Annotated in this window: 10 protein-coding genes; 3 read left to right on the forward strand and 7 right to left on the reverse strand. The window is 73.6% G+C overall.

Annotated elements, in window-relative coordinates:
- Positions 1 to 317: 317 nt before the first annotated feature.
- From AB0O00_RS15255 to AB0O00_RS15280, 6 genes are all read right to left on the reverse strand, one after another.
- Positions 318 to 1607, reverse strand: a complete 1290-nt coding sequence (locus tag AB0O00_RS15255) for a 6-phospho-beta-glucosidase (RefSeq protein ID WP_363651875.1) — start codon at positions 1605 to 1607, stop codon at positions 318 to 320.
- The gene (locus tag AB0O00_RS15260) at positions 1607 to 2506 is read right to left on the reverse strand and encodes a carbohydrate ABC transporter permease (RefSeq protein ID WP_363651877.1); all 900 of its coding nucleotides are present in this window, start codon (positions 2504 to 2506) and stop codon (positions 1607 to 1609) included. The genes AB0O00_RS15255 and AB0O00_RS15260 overlap by 1 nt, the downstream gene beginning before the upstream one ends.
- A 212-nt stretch (positions 2507 to 2718) precedes the next feature.
- Positions 2719 to 3717 carry a sugar ABC transporter permease gene (locus AB0O00_RS15265; RefSeq protein WP_363651879.1) on the reverse strand — a complete coding sequence of 333 codons (999 nt, stop codon included), beginning with the start codon at positions 3715 to 3717 and terminating at the stop codon, positions 2719 to 2721.
- A gap of 30 nt (positions 3718 to 3747) precedes the next feature.
- Positions 3748 to 5103: an ABC transporter substrate-binding protein gene (locus tag AB0O00_RS15270; RefSeq protein WP_363651881.1), complete on the reverse strand. Its 1356-nt coding sequence runs from the start codon at positions 5101 to 5103 to the stop codon at positions 3748 to 3750.
- 128 nt (positions 5104 to 5231) lie between these two features.
- The gene (locus AB0O00_RS15275; RefSeq protein ID WP_363651883.1) at positions 5232 to 6422 is read right to left on the reverse strand and encodes an ROK family transcriptional regulator; all 1191 of its coding nucleotides are present in this window, start codon (positions 6420 to 6422) and stop codon (positions 5232 to 5234) included.
- A 252-nt stretch (positions 6423 to 6674) separates the two neighbouring features.
- Positions 6675 to 7832 carry a mechanosensitive ion channel family protein gene (locus AB0O00_RS15280; RefSeq protein WP_363651885.1) on the reverse strand — a complete coding sequence of 386 codons (1158 nt, stop codon included), beginning with the start codon at positions 7830 to 7832 and terminating at the stop codon, positions 6675 to 6677.
- Positions 7833 to 8357: 525 nt separating this feature from the next.
- Between AB0O00_RS15280 and AB0O00_RS15285 the strand changes: the two genes are divergently transcribed.
- Positions 8358 to 9002 (forward strand): HNH endonuclease, encoded by a 645-nt coding sequence (locus AB0O00_RS15285; protein ID WP_363651887.1) that lies wholly within the window; start codon positions 8358 to 8360, stop codon positions 9000 to 9002.
- Positions 9003 to 9117: 115 nt separating this feature from the next.
- On the opposite strand, the gene AB0O00_RS15290 is transcribed toward AB0O00_RS15285, so the two are convergent.
- Positions 9118 to 13146, reverse strand: coding sequence for a beta-N-acetylglucosaminidase domain-containing protein (locus AB0O00_RS15290; protein ID WP_363651889.1), 4029 nt, complete (start codon positions 13144 to 13146; stop codon positions 9118 to 9120).
- A 386-nt stretch (positions 13147 to 13532) separates the two neighbouring features.
- On the opposite strand from AB0O00_RS15290, the gene malQ reads away from it, so the two are divergent.
- Both malQ and AB0O00_RS15300 read left to right on the forward strand, forming a co-directional pair.
- Complete coding sequence (malQ, locus tag AB0O00_RS15295) at positions 13533 to 15593, forward strand: 4-alpha-glucanotransferase (protein WP_363651893.1); 2061 nt, start codon at positions 13533 to 13535, stop codon at positions 15591 to 15593.
- Positions 15594 to 15703: 110 nt separating this feature from the next.
- Positions 15704 to 15931, forward strand: a complete 228-nt coding sequence (locus tag AB0O00_RS15300) for a hypothetical protein (RefSeq protein ID WP_363651891.1) — start codon at positions 15704 to 15706, stop codon at positions 15929 to 15931.
- Positions 15932 to 15989 lie beyond the last annotated feature (58 nt).

Genomic DNA, 15989 nt, shown 5'->3' on the forward strand with positions numbered 1-15989 from the left:
GTCGGTCTTGGAGTTGCCGGCGTCGATGGCGAGTACGCCGGGCAGGAGTGGTTCGGGCTGGTGGGTCATCTGGTCCCCGGGACTCGTACGTGGCCCGGCCGAGGGTGCCCGGCCGGGTGGGCCCGGCCGGTTGTCCCCGGCCGGGGGTGGGCGGTCCGCACGCGGAGCCCGGCCCGCGACACCCTCATATCGCGGGCCGGGCCGTCCACGTCGACGCCGGGGCGCGGACGCCGGGCCGTCGCAACAAGCCCGCCAGGCCGTCACGACAGGGCCGTCAAAACAAGCCAGCCCGACCCGACGCCCCGCGCCCCCCGACGTCAGGCCCAGGCGAGGTGCTCGCGGTTGTGGGCGAGCAGCCGGTTTGTCAGCCGGTCGGCGAGGTCGAACTGGCCGACCAGGGGGTGGGCGAGCAGCGCGTCGTACACACGGTCGCGCCCGCCGCGCAGGGCGGCGTCGAGGGCGAGGTGCTCGTACGACGTCACCGCCGCGATGAGCCCCGCGTACAGCGGCTCGACGGCCCGCTGCGCCAGCGGCCGGACGCCGGCGGCGTCGACCTCGGCCGGCACTTCGATGACGGCGTCGTCGGGCAGGAACGGCAGCACACCGTCGTTGCGGGTGTTGACGACCTGCACGGACGTCCCGCCACCCGTGCCGAGGAGAGCCGCGATGAGCTGGACGGCGGCCTCGGAGTAGAACGCGCCGCCGCGCTTGCCGAGCAGCTCGGGCTTGGTGTCGAGGGCCGGGTCGGCGTACATCTCCAGCAGCTGCCGCTCGATCTCGGCGACCTGCGCGGCCCGCGAGCCCTGCGCCTTGAGCTCCTCGACGACCTCGTCGTGCTGGTAGTAGTACCGCAGGTAGTAGGACGGGACGACGCCGAGCCGCTGCACGACGGCCTGCGGCAGGTGCAGGTCGTCGGCGATCTCCTTGCCGAAGTCCCGGAGCAGCGAGGGCAGCACCTCGCGCCCGCCCGCCGCGCCGGGGGCGTCGAGCAGGGTGACGCCGCGCTCCCAGGTGAGGTGGTTGAGGCCGACGTGGTCGAGCCGGACGAGCTCCGGCGCCACCCCGAGGTGCGCCGCGAACTTGCGCTGGAAGCCGATCGCGACGTTGCACAGGCCGACGGCCTTGTGTCCGGCCTCCTGGAGGGCGCGGGTGACGATGCCGACCGGGTTGGTGAAGTCGACGATCCAGGCGTCCGGGCTGGCCCGGCGGACGGTCTCGGCGATGTCCAGCACGACGGGGACGGTGCGCAGCGCCTTGGCGAGCCCGCCGGCGCCGGTGGTCTCCTGGCCGACGCAGCCGCACTCCAGCGGCCACGTCTCGTCCTCGTTGCGGGCGGCCTGTCCGCCGACGCGCAGCTGGAGGAGGACGGCGTCGGCGGCGGTGACGCCGGCCGAGACGTCCGTCGAGAGGGACACGACCGCCGGGTGGCCCTGCTTGGCGAAGATGCGCCGTGCCAGCCCGCCGATCAGCTCCAGCCGTTCGGCGGCCGGGTCGATCAGGACGAGCTCGCCGATCGGCAGGGTGTCCCGCAGCCGGGCGAAGCCGTCGATCAGCTCCGGGGTGTACGTCGAACCGCCGCCGACGATTGCCAACTTGAGTGCGGACATCAGCCCTTGACCCCTGTCAGTGTCACGCCTTCGATGAAGGCCTTCTGTGCGAAGAAGAAGAGGATGATCACCGGCGCCATCACGAGGAGGGTGGCGGCCATGGTGAGGTTCCAGTTGGTGTGGTGCGCGCCCTTGAAGGACTCCAGGCCGTAGGAGAGGGTCCAGGCGGCGTGGTTCTCGCTGGCGTAGATCTGCGGGCCGAAGTAGTCGTTCCAGCAGTAGAAGAACTGGAACAGGGCGACGGCGGCGATGGCGGGCTTGGCCATCGGCAGCACGACGCGCAGCAGGGTGCGCAGGTCGCCGCAGCCGTCGATCCGGGCCGCCTCGATGTACTCCTTGGGGATGGTGGTGAGGAACTGGCGCAGCAGGAAGATGGAGAAGGCGTCGCCGAAGGCCATCGGGATGATCAGCGGCCAGAGCGTGCCGGTGAGGTGCATCTGCTTCGCCCAGAACAGGTACATCGGGATGATGGTGACCTGCGGCGGCAGCATCATCATCGAGATGACCGCCATGAGCGCCAGCTTCCGGCCCCGGAAGCGGAACTTGGCGAGCGCGTAGGCGACCGGGAGGCTGGAGACGACGGTCAGCAGCGTGCCGGCGCCGGCGTAGACGAGGGTGTTGCGCCACCAGGTGAGGAACCCGGGCGCCTTCCACACCTCGGCGTAGTTGCCCCACTGCCAGGAGGTGGGCCAGTAGTTCGTGGTGAGCGCCTGGCTGTCCGACATGACGGAGGTCAGGAAGGCGAAGACGAACGGGAGGATGAAGAACAGCGCGGCGGCGATGCCCAGCGCGTGGACGGCCACCCAGTTGAGCGCGGCCCGCCGCCGGGCGGCCCGCAGGGCGGCCGAACTGCCCGACGGGGAGGAGGGCTTGGCGGGTACGGGGGTGCTGAGAGTCATGGAAGGGTCCTCAGTGGAACGCTGGTTGCGCTGGGGCGTGTCGGACACGCCCTAGGGCGTGTCTTTCGGATCAGGCCGGGTGCCGCGACGCCAGAGCACGCGCCTCGCTGCGTTGTCGTCGGTCGCCGATGCTCCGCATGGACTCCCTCCTCCGCCTTGCGATGCACGCACTCTGACGCCGCGGCCCTCCGACCTGATCCGAAAGACACGCCCTAGTCCTCGCTCGCCATGAAGCCGGACCGGCGGCGCAGCAGGAGGGAGGTGACGGCCATCGCGATGGCGAACAGGACCAGGGCGACGACGCAGGCGGAGCCGGTGTCGAAGCGCTGGAAGCCGAGGTTGTACACCATCTGCGGCAGGGTCCAGGTGGAGCCCTGCGGGAAGCCGGGCTCGAACTGCTGCCCGGAGTTGCCCGCGATGCCGCTGGCGACCCGCCCGGCGACGATCGCCTGGGTGTAGTACTGCATGGTCTGGATCACGCCGGTGACCACGGCGAACGTGATGATCGGCGAGATGTTCGGCAGCGTGACGTAGCGGAAGCGCTGGAGCGGCCCCGCGCCGTCGAGTTCGGCGGCCTCGTACTGCTCCTTGGGCACGTCGAGCAGGGCGGCCATGAAGATGACCATCAGGTCGCCGATGCCCCACATGGCGAGCATGGTGAGCGCGGGCTTGGACCAGCTCGGGTCGGCGAACCAGCCGGGCTGCGGGAGCCCGAGCTCGCCGAGGAAGTGGTTGACCGGGCCGGTGCCGGGGTTGAGCAGGAACGCGAAGGAGACGGTCGCGGCCACCGGCGGGGCCAGGTAGGGCAGGTAGAAGGCGGTGCGGAAGAAGCCGACGCCGCTCTTGATCTTCGTGATGAGCAGCCCGATGCCGAGCCCGAACACCACCCGCAGGGACACCATGACGACGACGAGCCAGAGGGTGTTGCCGAGGCCCTGCCAGAAGAAGGGGTACTGGTTGAAGACGTAGTCCCAGTTCTTCAGCCCGTTGAAGGTGGGGGCCGAGAACCCGTCGTACTTCATGAAGGAGAAGTAGACGGTGGACAGCAGCGGGTACAGGAAGAAGACGCCGAAGCCGATCAGCCAGGGCGAGAGGAAGGCGAGGGTGCGGGCCGCCTCCCGGCGGCGCTTCCGGCGCAGCAGGTGCTGCGTGGAGTGCGCCGCCGGGTCGGTGGGTCCGGTGCCCTTGCGGGTGCCGAACGCGAGTGCCATGGGGTGCTCCGAACTTCCGTGCGCGTACCGCTACTTCGCCTGGGCGATGGCGGCGTCGATCTCCTTGGCGGTGGCGGCGAGGCCGGCCGCGAGGTCGGGCTGCTTGCCGGACTCGTACGCGTAGCCGAGGTTCTGCAGCGACACGATGTAGGCACCGCCGTTGGCGCTGGCCGGGGTGGTGCCGGAGTTCGGGTTCTTCGCGATGTCCAGGAAGGTCTTGAAGTTCGGGTCGCTGATGAGCTTGGGCGAGTTGAGCGCGTCGAAGGTGCTCGGCACGTTGTGGATCGCGTTGGCGAAGCCGACGACCGCGTCGGTGTCGGTGGTGAGGTACTTGACGAGCTCCCAGGCGGCGGCCTGCTTCTTGCTGCTGCGGGCGATGCCGATGACGGTGCCGGTCTGGTAGCCGCGGCCGTAGGTGGCGGCCTGGTCGTCCGGCACCGGGAAGGGGGCGGTGGCCCAGTCGAAGCCGGGCTTGCTCTCGGCGAGCGAGTTGGTGCGCCACTCGCCGTCGATGGCCATCGCGACCTGGCCGGTGTGGAAGGGGTTCTTCTCGCTGAACTCCTCGCCGAAGGTGGAGCGGTACTTCTCCAGCTTGTCGAAGCCGCCGAGCTTGTCGACGAGGTCCTTCTGCCACTTGAGCATCGCGGCGACCTTCGGGTCGGTCGCGAGGGAGGACTTGCCGTCGGCGCCGAAGTACGCCGGCCCGTACTGGCCGAGGAAGTGCTCGGTGGTGGACTCGTAGCCGTGGTAGTTCGGCAGGAAGCCGAGCTGCTTGAAGCCGTCGCCGTCCGGGACGGTGAGCTTGGCGGCGGCGTCGGCGAACTCGCTGAAGGTCTTCGGCGGGGCGGTGATGCCGGCCGCGGCGAAGGCCTTCTTGTTGTAGTACAGGCCGTAGGCGTCGCCGAGCAGCGGCAGGGTGCACTGGTTGCCCTGGAACTGCGTGTAGTTGAGCATCGCCGCCGGGAACGTCTTGGCGGCGTCGACGCCGCTCTTCTTCAGCAGCGGGTTGAGGTCGACGAAGGCCTTGGTCGAACAGAACATGCCGACGTTGTTGGTGGTGAAGGAGGAGACCACGTCCGGGGCGTCGTCGCCGCCGGCCCGCAGGGCCTGGTTGACCTTGTCGTCCGCGATGTTGCCCACGGCCTTGACGTGGATGTTCGGGTGGGCCTTCTCGAAGGCGGCGATGTTGTCGTTGATCGCCTTCACCTCGTTGTCCTGGCTCCAGCCGTGCCAGAAGGTGATGGTGACGTCCTTGCCGCTCGCCGAGTCGTCGCTGCCGCCGGCGTCGTTGGTGCCGGTGCAGGCGGTGGCGAGCAGCGCGAGGACGGCGCTGCCGGTGACGGCGGCGATCGTGCGGCGTCCTCTGCGGGAGGTGGTGGGGTGCACTTCGAGGTCCTCCTGGGGGTGCGCGGGCAGGCGTCATTGCCTCGTCGCCCGCGGTCGGGGGTTGGGGAGAGGTGGGTGCGGGGAGGGGCACGGGGGGCAGGGGTCAGTGGGTGGATCAGTGGGTGGGATCAGTGGGTGGAGAAGACCGCCTCGCGGGCGGCCGCCAGGGCGCGCTGGAGCGCACCGAGCAGGACGGGCGAACCGGACAGGGTGCTGCTGCGCACCTCAGGACGGGCGATCGAGAGCCGGGCGAGTTCCTCCTGGACGAGCGCGCGCAGCCGTTCGCCGCCCGCGCTCGGCACACCGCCGGAGAGGACCACCAGTTCGGGGTCGACGACGGCGACGATCACGGCCAGCCCGACGGCGATCCGCCCGGCCAGCTCGCCGAGGAACTCGTCGCCCGCGCCCGGGGTCCCGAGCGCCTTGGCGATGGTCTCCTCCGCGGTGGGCGCGCCGAGCCCGTGCTCGCGGGCCAGGGCCCGGACGGCGGCCGCGCCGACGAGGTCCTGGAACCCGCCGAAGTTGCGGCGGCGCACGTCCCGCACGACCGGCGAGCCGGGCACCGGCATGTAGCCGACCTCCCCGGCGCCGCCGGTGAAGCCGCGGTGCAGCCGTCCGGCGATCACGATCGCGGCGCCGATGCCCGCGCCGGCCCACAGCAGGACGAAGTCCTCGGAGCCGCGCGCCGCGCCCGAGGCCTGCTCGGCGACGGCGGCGAGGTTCACGTCGTTCTCGATCGAGACCGGCGCGCCGATCTCCTCGGTCAGTTCCTCGACGAGCCGGGGCGAGTGCCAGCCGGCCAGGTGGGAGGCGTAGCGGAGCTTGCCGGTGACGGGGTCGGGCGCGCCGCTGACGCCGATCACGACGGTGTGCAGCGCGCTCCCGTCGATCCCGGCCGCCCGGACCGCGCCGGCGACCGCCGCGGCGACCCGGGGGACGGTCCCGGCGGCCGGGGCGCCCTTCACCGGCACGACGTGCTCGGCGAGCGTGCTGCCGGTGATGTCGGCGACGGCGACCCGGATCCCGGTGGCCGTGACGTCCACCCCGGCGACGTACCCGGCGGCCGGATTCACCTGGTACAGCTGCGCGTTGGGCCCGGGCCCGCCCGCCGTGGTGCCGACCGGCAGGACCAGCCCGGCCGCCTCCAGGCGGGCCAGCAACTGGGAGGCGGTGGGCTTGGAGAGCCCGGTCAGCGTGCCGATCTGGGTGCGGGAGAGCGGTCCGTTCTCCAGCAGCAGTTCGAGGGCGGCGCGGTCGTTGATGGCGCGCAGCAGGCTGGGGGTGCCGGCGAGGGGGGCCTTGGCCGTGGTCTTGGTCACGCGAAGAATCCTCCTCTTCCGGCAGGTCGGGGGAGCAGCAGGGGCAACCCCCGGAGTGGTGGCGACGGCCTCTCCCCGAACTGTTAGGAAACTTTCCAGTCGCTTGGGAAGGACCGTACGACCCCCTCACCGGAGTGTCAATGGCCCCCCGACCCCTGGATGCCGAAGCGTTACCGGGCAGCACGAAGCCCCGCCCCCACGTCGGTGGGAGCGGGGCTGATGGGTCGCGTCAGAAGATTTTGACCAGGGCCGTTACGGCTTGGCGAGCGTCGGGTCGTCCATCGGCGGCTTCGGCGCCGGTATCGGCTCCGTCGCCTTGTACCGCGCCGAGGTCGGGTCGGCCAGCGAGGACGGCGGGGACGGGTCCGGCGTCGCGGCGAGCGCGACGCCCGTGGCCGCCGCCTCCTCCTTGACCTTGATCCCGGCGTGGTCGAACGCCGTCTTCAGCCGCTGGCGCATCGCCCGGGCCACCGTCGCCGCCTTGCCCGGCGCCGTCCTGGCCTCGACCCGCACCACCACGGAGTCCGCCGCGACCGACTCCACGCCGAGCACCGACACCGGCTCCCAGATCAGCTCGTCGTACGGAGCCTCCTTGGACATCGCCTCGGCCGTCTCCTGGATCAGGTCCTCGGCCCGCAGCAGGTCCTCCTTGTACCCGACCTGGACGTCCACGGTGGCCGTCGACCAGCCCTGGCTCATGTTGGCGATCCGCTTCACCTCGCCGTTGCGGATGTACCAGATCTCGCCGTTCGCGCCGCGCAGTTTGGTCACCCGCAGGCCTACCTCCAGCACCGTGCCGGCCGCCACCCCGGTGTCGATCTCGTCGCCGACGCCGTACTGGTCCTCCATGATCATGAAGACGCCGGAGAGGAAGTCCGTGACGAGGTTGCGGGCGCCGAAACCGATCGCCACACCGGCCACACCGGCGCTCGCCAGCAGCGGCGCCAGGTTCACGCCCAGCGCGGAGAGCACCATGAGCGCGGCCGTGCCGAGGATGCTGAACGACGCGACGCTGCGCAGCACCGAGCCGATCGCCTCCGAGCGCTGCTGGCGGCGCTCCGGGTTGACGACCCCGGTGTTCGCGAGCAGCCCGCCGATCCGGCCGTGCTCCTCGTGGCTCTCGTGGGCGCGCGCCATCCTGGTTATCAGCTGCGTGATGAGCTTGCGCACCACGGCGCGCAGGACGAGCGCCAGCACGATGATGAAGACGATCCGCACCCCGGAGGCGAGCCAGGACTGCCAGTGGGTGTCGAACCAGCTCGCCGCCTGCTTGGTGGTGTCCGAGACCTCCTGCGCGCTCGTCGGGATCCGCAGGTCGAGCTGCGGTACCTGGGGCGCGGTCGGGCCGGGGGACGGCGTCGTCGACTGGGCGGACGCGTCGGCGAGGCCGAGGGCGCCGGAGCGGAACACGTGCGGGACCTTCCTTGCAGGGGGCATCACCCGGTCCCGTGCCGCAGCTGGTGGCGTGGCCGGATACGCCCCCGGCACCAGCCCGACCCGCGGGCCGTCGCCCCAGCCTAGCGGGCACCGAACACCCGACCGGACCGGCCGGACGGCGCGCGGGCCGCCCCGGACGCCCCGTCAACGCCCCGGTGCGCTCCCGCGCGCACCCGTCCCGGCACCGTTTCCGCCCTGCCGACGCACCCCTCCGGCACCGCTCGCACACGGCCCGGCCACTGCTCCGACCGGCCGAGCCGTCCCCCCGCCGGGAAGCGGAGGGACGCCTACCGGGGGCCCTGGTGCAACCCGACCTTCCGCCGGGCATACCGGGTATGACCGAAACCACACCCGGAGATCACGTCAGGTCCGTTACACAGGAGTGGTGGCGCCGTACGAAGGCGTAAGGCGACACTGGGGGAGATCACCCACCCGTTGGGTGATCCAACCGCTCGTCCCGGCGCGAGCCACGCGCCGCAGGCGTCCAAGGAGGCATCCGTGCCGCATGTCCTGGTCCTCAACGCGTCCTACGAGCCACTCGGCGTCGTATCGATGCGCCGCGCACTCATCCTGGTCCTCAACCACAAGGCGGTCAGCCTGGAGGACACGGGAGTCACTCTGCACAGCGCCACCAGCGCCCTTCCGGCGCCGTCCGTCGTCCGCCTGACCCGGTTCGTCCGGGTCCCGTTCTGCGGGCCCGTCCCGCTCACCCGCCGGGCGCTGTTCGCCCGCGACCACGGCCGCTGCGTCTACTGCGGGGCCGCCGCCACCAGCGTCGACCACGTCATCCCGCGCAGCCGGGGCGGCCAGCACCGGTGGGACAACGTCGTGGCGGCCTGCCGCCGCTGCAACCACACCAAGGCCGACCGCCACCTCACCGAACTCGGCTGGCGCATGAAGCGCCCGCCGGCGCCGCCCTCCGGCCTCGCCTGGCGGATCATCGGCACCGGCATCAAGGACCCCCGCTGGCGGCCCTACCTGGAGCCGTACGGCGGCGGTGACCAGCTGCGCGCCCCGCAGTGGGGCGAGTACGAGCACCACGACCATACCGAGCCCAACCACTCGGTCCCGATCGTCCGGGCGCACGGCGCCCACACAGCCCCCGTCCGCCGCGGCGAGCAGCCGGAACCGCTCTCCGCCTGAACCAGAGCTCCACAAGGGCCTGCCCGTCACATCTCGGTACGCCTCATGGGCCGCCGCGCACCCCACAGTGGGGAGCACGGCGGCCCGCCGTGTGTACGGGCTGCCGCAGGGGCGACTACTGCTTCGGGGCGGTCGTCGGCTGCTGGGACGGGCCCGGCTGGCCGGGCTGGCCCGGCTGCTGCTGCGCCGGCGTGGTGCCGGGGGTGCCGGCAGTGCCCGGAGTGCCGGGGGTGCCCGACGTGCCCGGCTGCTGCGCCGGCGGGGCCACCGGGGGCTGCGGCTGCGCGGGCGGCGTCACGGCGTACAGCTCGATCCCCCACAGCGAGTAGCCGTACTTGGTGGCCCGGGACACGCCCTGCATCCGCACGAACTTGGCGTTCGCGGCGTCGAAGCGCACCGTCTCGTCGCCGCCCTTGCCGTTGTCCACGCTCGCCGCGGTCGTCCAGGTGACCCCGTCCGCCGAGGTCTGGATCTTGTACGACGCGGCGTACGCGGCCTGCCAGTGCAGCACCGCCGCGCCCAGGCGGACGGCCTGCGGCAGCTCCAGCTGCACCCAGGCGTCGTCCTGCGCGGGCGAGGACCAGCGGGTCTTCGGGTCGCCGTCGGTGACGTTCGAGGCCGGGAAGTTCGGCGTCTCGTCGCCCGAGGAGGTGGCCTTCGCGCCGAGTGCGAGGTCCGCCCCGCCGGTCGGCGGCACCACGTGCACCTGGAGCACCTGCTTGACGACGGTCGAGCCGGCCACGTACTGCACCGGCACCTGGTACGTCCCGGACGGCGTCCCGGCGGCGGCGCTCACCAGCAGCGGCACCCCGACCTTCCCGCCGCGCGGCACCGTCACCCCGGCCGCCGGCGCCACGGTCAGGCCCTTCGCCGCCGCGGGCACGTCGGCCTGCAGGCTGCCGGAGGTGCCCTCGGGGCGGCCGGCCGTGACCGTCGCCTGCGTCTGGGTGGGCGCGGCGGCGCCGGTCACCACGTCCAGGGACGGGTCGGCCAGGTTGAGCCGGGCCGCGGGGGCGTCCGCGTACCAGGGGATCACCTGGTTGACGACCGGCGGGTCGCCGCCCGGCTTCCAGGTCAGGCGGAACGCGTCGGCGGGCTGGCCGCCGGCCGGCAGCTCGTTGTAGCCCGGGTTGACCGTCCCTATGTCGAACCAGGTGCCGTCCGGGCGCCGCAGCGACACGGTCGCGGTGGCCTTCACCCCCGGGTCGGTCAGCACGGTGAGCCGGTCCACCGGCCGGGCCGAGCCCAGCTCGACGGTCAGCGGCTCGTCCTGCGCGGTCGGCGGGCTGGCCGCCCGGTAGGCGGTGTCCGGGTTGCCGTCCAGCACCGAGGCCGGCGAGGAGCCGGGCAGCGCGGCGGGGCCGCCGGAGACGCTCGCCGGGGCCTCGTCCGGCGCCGTCACGGTGAACTCGCGCACCGCCACCGCGGTCTTCTGGGCGGCGGTCGCGCGCAGCCGCACCGCCCGCACCACGGTGCCGGCGGGCACCTGGGCGGTGACCGTCTTCTGGTTCTTCACCACGGCCAGCTGCTTCCAGCCGCCCTCGCCGGTCGAGTACTCCAGGACGCCGTCGCGGATGTAGTCGTCCACCGCGCTCTGGGCGTCCGGCCCGTCGCCCCAGCCGCCCATCAGGACGGTCACGCTGCTGACCGGCCGCCCGGAGCCGAGGTCCACGCCGACCGCGTCGCCCGGCTGCGGGGGAGCGGAGCTCCAGTAGAAGGTGTCGGCCTGGCCGTCGGTCATCAGGGCCGGCAGGTGGTCGTGCGCGGAGCCCATCGTCGTCGTCGGGCTGATGCCGCCGCTGACCACGCCCGCCCAGTTGTCGGCGGCCCGCAGCGCGTGCTCCAGGAACGGGCCGAGCACGCCCGCGCCGATCGTCGCCGGGCTCTGCGCCAGCTGCGCGCGGAGCCGGTTCAGCTCCACCCGGGCCTTCCACGCGGCGGCGCCGTCACCGCCGTGCTGCGCGAGCAGCATGTCCAGCGCGGCCTGCCCGGCCAGCCCGTAGTCGTGCAGCGGCGCCAGCCAGGGCCCGGCCTCGGCGGCCAGCGCGGACGTCGCCTGGGTGCCGGCCAGCGTCTCCCGGGCCGAGGCCATCGCGCCGAACGCGTCCCGCAGCGGCCCGGCCGCCTCTATCAGCTTGGCGAGGTCGGGGGCCGCGCCCGAGGTGGGCTCGGCGGTCGACCAGAACTTGTCCAGCAGCGGGGTCAGGTAGCCCGACTCCTGCTTGGCCAGCGGCGAGGACGAACTGTTGCCGGCCAGCGCGGTGACCGCCGCCAGCGCCGTCCCGGCCGGGGTGGCCGAGCCGCCGGTCGGCCCGGCGAGCGTGCGCAGCGCGGCCTGCCAGGACTCGTCCGGCTTGTACGCGGCCGGGTTCCACGCGAAGTCGCCGGCCGTCGACAGGGCTATCCGGGAGGCCACCGGCTGCTGCATCGCCCCGGTGAGCATCACCGCCGACCGGCTCGCCACCTCCGGGTCGCGCCCGGTGTAGGCGCCGAGGTAGAGCCGGTCCGGGGTGGCGTCGTTGACCGGGTAGTTGTCCATGGTGACCAGCGGGTGCCCGTACATGCCCGCGGTGTCCGAGGTCTGAGCGCCCGTGATCTTCTCCGGGATCACCCCGACCCCGCTCCACGCCACCTGCACGCCGGCCGGCAGCGCGTCGGCGAGCGCCTTGCGGTACGGCGTCGAACCCGACTGGTGGTACTCGGTCGGGACGACCGACAGCGGCGCCAGACCCGGGTTCTTCGAGATCAGCCGGTCCTGCACCTTCGCGGCCAGTGCGGCCTGCGCCTTGGCCGCCGCGGCCGGTCCGGTGCCGAACGCCGACCGGTCGTCGGAGCAGTGCCACTCGTCGTAGCTGACGTCCAGGAACTGCAGCTGGAACGCCGAGAAGCCGAGCGCGCGCAGCCCGTCCAGCTTCGCCACCAGCGCGTCCACGTCCTTGCCCGAGCTGAAGCAGAACGACTGCCCGGGGTCGACGGCGTACCCGAGCGTCACGTGGTTGGCCGCCGCCCGGCCGCCCAGCTCGCGCAGCTCGGCGGTCTTGTCCGCCGGGTACGCGTCGCGCCAGCGGGACAGCCGGTACGGGTCGTCACCGGGCGCGTAGAGGTAGAAGTTCTGCTTGGAGCGGCCCAGGAACTCCACCTGGTCCAGCCGCTGCTGCGCGGTCCACGGCGTGCCGTAGAAGGCCTCCGCGGTGCCGCGCACCGGCGCCCCGGACGGCCAGTCGCGCAGCGTGATCCCCGGCAGGCCGAGCCCCGAGGCGCCCGGCGCCTGGTTCTGCCCCTGTCCGGCCGGCACCGCCGCCAGCAGCTGGCGCAGGCTCTGCGCCGCGTAGAAGGTGCCCGCCGAGTCCGCGCCGGCCAGCACCACCGCGCCGTACGTCCCGCCGCCCTGCGCGGGCAGCTGACCGGCCGCCAGCACGTAGCCGCCGATCGGCAGGCCGATCAGCGACGGCGCGGCGCCGTCCTTCGTCCCGCCCGCGGCGGCCAGGTCGCGCAGCGCCCGGTCCACCGGGCCGCCCGCGCCCTCGGCCGGGCCGCCGACGTACACCACGAGCGAGCCCGCGGCCGGCGGGGCGTCGACGTCGGACCGGGTGGTGACGTCCGTCGCCCCGGCGATCCCGAGCACCTCGTGGACGGCGTCCACCGCGCCGTGGTCCGCCTTCGGGGCCGTCACCAGCGTCACCGCGGCCGGCACCACGACCGGCTTCCCGGCCACCGTCTGCTCCTGCGGCCGCGGGAAGACCTGCGGGTTCGTCACGCTGCCCAGCGGCGTCTGCGGCGCGGTGCTCACGACGTCCGGCACCGGCGCCCCCGCGTACGCCGCCGCCACCGGCACCGGCCCCGCGAGCAGCCCGCCGACCACGGCCGCCGCGGCGACCCCCGCCGCGATCTGCAGCGCCCGCCGCCCCGGCACCCGGCCCCCGCCGGCCCGCTCGGCCCGGACGGACGCGAGCAGCGGCTCGGTCCCCTTGAGGTCGGCGATCAGCCGGTCCGCGGTCTTGGGCGCGAGCTGACGGCAGGTCCGCGCGGTGGCCCGGCGGGCCGCCAGCGCGGCAGGGTGGTAGAGCACCTCGCGCAGCGCGGAGCTCTGCTCCAACTGCTGCCGCAGCCGACGTCCGGCCGCAACGGAAACTCGGGCTTGCACAGGAGCCTCCTCGCCAGGCCTGGACCACATCGCCGCAACCCCACCAGCTACCCAACCCGGTGTCAACGCCGCCGTCAGGTATGTCCACTTTGCCCAATTGATCACTTCGTCACCCCGCGCCCCGGTCACCCCTCCCACCAGCGGAACCACCCCGGCCCGCCCGGCTTCCTGACGACCGGTCGACCGGCGGTCATCGTGTCGCGCAGCGTCATCGGGCCGTCACGCGGGTAGGACTGTGGTCGTCCCGAACAGGCGTTGCCGAGACATCGCAGGAGCCGCGAGTGGCCGCTTATCTCGACCGTGACGGAGCCGACGGGCTCAAGGTGCCGACGCAGGACGCCCCGGCCCCGCCGCCCGAACTGGTGGCGCTGGCGCAGGCGTACGGGGTGGACCCGAAGGACCCGGGGCCCGGCGGGGTGCCGGTCGGTGCGCGGACGCTGGTGGCGGTGCTGCGGGCGCTCGGGGTCGAGGCGGGGACGCCGGAGGAGGCGCGGGCGGCGCTGGAGCGTCACCGGGCCGAGCAGCAGGCCCGGTTGCTGCCGCCCTGCGTCGTCGTCCGCCAGGGTCGCCGCACCGCGCTCGACGTCCCCGCCGACGCCCGCCTCCACGTCGAGCTGGAGGACGGCGGCGTGTGGGAGCTGCCCCGCGGCCACTCCCACTGGCTCCCGGCCGACCTGCCGCTCGGCCGGCACGTCCTCAAGGCCGAGACCGGCAGCGCCACCGCGCGCGCCGCCCTCGTCGTCGCCCCCGACAGGCTCCCCGAACTCCCCACCCGCAGCTGGGGTTTCCTCACCCAGCTGTACTCCCTCCTCTCCGAACGCTCCTGGGGCATGGGCGACCTCGGCGACCTCGCCGACCTCGCCCACTGGGCCGGCGCCGACCTCGGCGCGGGCTTCGTCCAGATCAACCCCCTCCACGCCGGCCTCCCCGGCGCACCCTCCGACCCGTCCCCCTACCGCCCCTCCTCCCGCCGCTTCGCCGACCCCGTCCACCTGCGCGTCGAGGCCGTCCCCGAGTACGCGTACCTCGTCGGCGACCAGCGCGCCGAGGCCGAGGAACTCGGCCGCCGGGCCGCCCGGCTGCGCGCCGAGGTCCTGGTGCACGACGGCCTGATCGACCGGGACGCCGTCTGGGCGCTCAAGCGCGAGGCGCTGGAACTGCTGCACGAGGTCCCGCGCGGCGCCGGCCGCGACGCCGCCTACCGGGCCTACCTGCGCCGCGAGGGCGAATGGCTGGAGCGGTACGCGCTGTGGAACGCGATCGCCGAGGAGCACGGCCCCGACTGGCACGCCTGGCCGAAGGGGCTGCGCCACCCCGACGGCCCGGGGATCGAACGCGCCCGCAAGGAGCACGCCGACCGGATCGAGTTCCACCGCTGGCTCGCCTGGCAGGTCGACCAGCAGCTCGCCGCCGCCCGGACGGCCGCCGAGGGCGCGGGCATGCCGGTCGGCCTGATCCACGACCTCGCGGTCGGCGTCCACCCCGACGGCGCCGACGCCTGGGCGCTCCAGGACGTGCTGGCCGGCGGCATCTCGGTCGGCGCCCCGCCGGACGCCTTCAACGCGCACGGCCAGGACTGGGGCCTGCCGCCCTGGCGCCCCGACGCCCTCGCCGCCGCCGGCTACGCCCCGTACGCGGAACTGCTGCGGGCCGCGGCCCGGCACGCCGGGGCGGTGCGGATCGACCACGTGATGGGGCTGTTCCGGCTGTGGTGGGTGCCGGAGGGCCACGCGCCGACGGAGGGCGCGTACGTCCGCTACGACGCCGACGCGATGCTCGGCGTGCTGGCGCTGGAGGCGCACCGGGCCGGGACGGTGGTGATCGGCGAGGACCTCGGCACGGTGGAGCCGGGCGTCCGGGAGGAGCTGGCCGGGCGCGGGATCCTCGGGACGTCCGTGCTGTGGTTCGAACGGGACTGGGAGGCCGGCGGGGGCATCCTGGCCCCGGACCGCTGGCGCCCGGGCTGCCTGGCCACCCTCACCACCCACGACCTGCCCAGCACGGCGGCCCGGCTCTCCGGCGAGCACGTCGAGCTCCGCCACCGGCTGGGGCTGCTGGCCAGGCCGCTGGGGGACGAGCAGGAGGAGGCGGCGACGGAGCTCGCCGAGTGGCGGACGGCGCTGACGCGGCTGGGGCTGCTGGCGCCGGGGGAGCCGCTGTCGATGCCGGTGCTGTACCGCTTCCTGGGCGCGACGGGGGCCGGGCTGGTGGGCGTGTGGCTGCCGGACCTGGTCGGCGACCCGCGCCCGCAGAACCTCCCCGGCACGTGGGACCAGTACCCGAACTGGCGCCTCCCGATCGCCGACGGCGCCGGGAACCCGGTGACCCTGGAAACCCTCGCCACCACCCCCGCCGCCCCCTTCCTGGCCCACCTCCTGTCCCCCACAACCCCGCCCCCAGGCCACCCTCGCCCCATCAGCCCCACCCCGACGCGCGCCACCCCATAAGCCCGCCCCCATCCCCATCCCCGTCCCCTCACCCCGCCCGGAGGGCCCCTCGCCCCATCAGCCCCACCCCGACGCGCGCCACCCCATAAGCCCCGGGTAAGTTGGAAAACGTGGACAAGAGGAACGCTTTGCGAGCCGGCGCGGTCTCCGCAACGGTCACGCTGATGATGCTGCTGTCGTCGCCCGCCATGGCCCTCACCAGGGACGACGGCGACGACCCCGGTGCCGGCCTGAGCGTCGGCGCGACCATCGGCCTGTACGTGCTGATCCCGATCGCGGCCTTCGTGATCATCGCCGCCCTCGCGGGCCTGCCCTACGGCAAGGGCAAGAAGAAGTAGCCGACGGTCCCACGGCCGTCCACTGACGACCCGCACCAACGCCGAAGGGGCGCCGGAC

Source organism: Kitasatospora sp. NPDC093558 (assembly GCF_040683475.1).
GTDB lineage: Bacteria > Actinomycetota > Actinomycetes > Streptomycetales > Streptomycetaceae > Kitasatospora.

Coding starts and splice junctions, on each gene's coding strand:
- AB0O00_RS15255 (WP_363651875.1), bottom strand. CDS start 1,607: ATGTCCGCACTCAAGTTGGCAATCGTCGGCGGCGGTTCGACGTACACC.
- AB0O00_RS15260 (WP_363651877.1), bottom strand. CDS start 2,506: ATGACTCTCAGCACCCCCGTACCCGCCAAGCCCTCCTCCCCGTCGGGC.
- AB0O00_RS15265 (WP_363651879.1), bottom strand. CDS start 3,717: ATGGCACTCGCGTTCGGCACCCGCAAGGGCACCGGACCCACCGACCCG.